3 protein-coding genes are annotated in these 2,076 nt (G+C 69.5%); 2 read left to right on the forward strand and 1 reads right to left on the reverse strand.

Going from position 1 to position 2,076, the window contains the following annotated elements; translation table 11 throughout:
* Nucleotides 1–135 precede the first annotated feature (135 nt).
* Together HUK84_RS15880 and HUK84_RS15885 are read left to right on the forward strand one after the other, a co-directional pair.
* Nucleotides 136–1,077, forward strand: coding sequence for a heme o synthase (locus tag HUK84_RS15880; protein ID WP_176641149.1), 942 nt, complete (start codon nucleotides 136–138; stop codon nucleotides 1,075–1,077).
* A gap of 6 nt (nucleotides 1,078–1,083) precedes the next feature.
* A complete protein-coding gene (locus tag HUK84_RS15885) occupies nucleotides 1,084–1,227 on the forward strand; it encodes a hypothetical protein (RefSeq protein WP_176641150.1) in 144 nt (47 codons plus the stop codon).
* 6 nt (nucleotides 1,228–1,233) lie between these two features.
* On the opposite strand, the gene HUK84_RS15890 is transcribed toward HUK84_RS15885, so the two are convergent.
* Nucleotides 1,234–2,076: Tim44 domain-containing protein (locus HUK84_RS15890; protein WP_176641151.1), on the reverse strand; the 843-nt coding region annotated here is incomplete at its 5' end.

The following is a 2,076-nucleotide window of genomic DNA, read 5'->3' on the forward strand; positions in this document are numbered from 1 at the left end:
CCTGGCGCTGCGCGGCGGCGCGCGGGTGCGCGCGGCCAATTACTGGGGCCCCGGCGCACGTACCCTTGAATGGACCCTGGCCACGCCGGCGCCGCGCGACGCCTTCGCCGATTTCCCGTATCGCGGAGCCGGCGCATGAGCCTCTCCCTTTCCGAGGACGCGACCCGCTTCGACGCCGCCCTGGTTGGGACCGAGGCCAGGGACTGGGTCGCGCTGCTCAAGCCCAGGGTGATCTCGCTGGTGGTGTTCACCGGGGCCGCGGGGCTGGCCATGGCGCCGGGCCGGATCAACCCGCTGATCGCCTGCATCGCCATCCTGTGCATCTGCATGGCCTCGGGCGCGGCCGGGGCGGTCAATATGTGGTACGACCGCGATATCGACGCGGTCATGACCCGCACCGCCCGCCGCCCGATCCCCGACGGCCGCATCCGCGCCGATGCCGCGCTGGGCTTCGGCATCGGCCTGTCCGTGGCCTCGGTGCTGCTGATGTGGCTGGCCACCAACCTGCTGGCGGCCTGTGTGCTGGGGTTCTCGATCTTCTTCTATGCCGTGGTCTATACGATGTGGCTCAAGCGTTCGACGCCGCAGAACATCGTCATCGGGGGCGCCGCCGGCGCGTTTCCGCCGATGATCGGCTGGGCGGCCGCCACCGGTTCGCTGGGCGTGATGCCCGTCGTCATGTTCGCGATCATCTTCCTCTGGACCCCGCCGCATTTCTGGTCGCTGTCGCTCTACGCCTGCAAGGATTACGGCCGGGCCGGCATTCCCATGCTGCCGGTGGTGCGCGGTGCGCGGCATACGCGCTGGCAGATCCTGTGGTACACGCTGGCGCTGTCCGCGGTCTCGCTGGTGCCCCCGGCCCTGCATCTGGCGGGTTGGCTCTATGCCGCGACCACGATCCTGCTCGATGCGGGCTTCGTCTTCTGCGCGGTGCGGGTATTGCGCGACCGGCAGGACGCGGACGGCACAAGCCTGACCGGCGACAAGCCCGCCCGCCACGCCTTCCGTTTTTCGCTGGCCTATCTCTTCCTGCTGTTCTGCGGGCTGCTGGCTGATCATGTCCTGATCGGAGGATAAGGGACGATGCCGACGGAACAGCCGATTTCCCTCACCGCGGCGCAGGCGGCGGAATATGCCCGCCGGCATCGCGGCCGCGTCATCGGCGCCGCGATGACGCTGCTGGCGCTGGCCGCGATCATCTACGGGCTGGCGCTGGTCAGGCTGTAGGGCCGGTCACCGTGCCTGCTGGATCGCCGACAGCAGCCACGCCCCGCCGCGCGACGGCCGGACGAAGGTCCAGAGTTCGGTCGTGGTCACCCGCTCGGTCGAGCTGCCGTCGATCACGTGGCCGACCATGTCGGTGGTGATGTCCACCATCGAATAGCGCATGGCGACGGTGGCATAGTCGAAGCCGTTTTCCGACCAGGCTTCGGCCAGGTCGCCCCGCTCGAAGCGGACGTCCGAGACCACGTTGCGGGCCCCACGGCTGGCCAGGTCCGAAAGCTGCGCGTTGAAATACCCCACCATTTCCGGCGTCGCCATATGCTGCAGCGCCGGCAGGTTCTGCTGGCTCCAGGCCGCCTGGATATCGACCAGCAGCCGCTGGAATGCGCGGTAATCGTCCGGGGTGACGGTCAACTGGTCGGGCGCCGGGCCCTGGCCATAGGCCCCGGGCGCCGCCGGCATGCTCATCCGTCGCGCGGCGCCGCCCGAAAACCGCCGGACCAGCCAGCCGACCAGCAGCCCCAGCAGCAGCAACTGGATCAGGAAGCCGAAGAAACTGCCCCCGCCATGCAGCCCGCCGGCAATCCCGTGCCCGAACAGCACACCGAACAGGCCGGCCCCCAGCAGCCCGCCCAGAAACCCGCCGGCAAAAGGATGCGGCCGCGCATAGGGCGCGCCATAAGGCGCTCCGTACGGCGAACGCGGGAAGGCGGAGGGATTGCCGGAATATCCGCCCAGGGGCGACGGCGATTGCGGCGTGATCGAACGCTGCATCGGTGCCGCGCCATAAGGCGCCGTCGTGGTCGGGGCAGGGGCGCTATAGGTCCGCGATCCCCGGCTGCCCAGCGACAT

Source organism: Nguyenibacter vanlangensis, assembly GCF_013376155.1.
Lineage (GTDB): Bacteria > Pseudomonadota > Alphaproteobacteria > Acetobacterales > Acetobacteraceae > Gluconacetobacter > Gluconacetobacter vanlangensis.

Excerpts from the sequence above, each read along its gene's own strand:
- HUK84_RS15880 (WP_176641149.1), top strand. The coding sequence starts at position 136 with ATGAGCCTCTCCCTTTCCGAGGACGCGACCCGCTTCGACGCCGCCCTG.
- HUK84_RS15885 (WP_176641150.1), top strand. The coding sequence starts at position 1,084 with ATGCCGACGGAACAGCCGATTTCCCTCACCGCGGCGCAGGCGGCGGAA.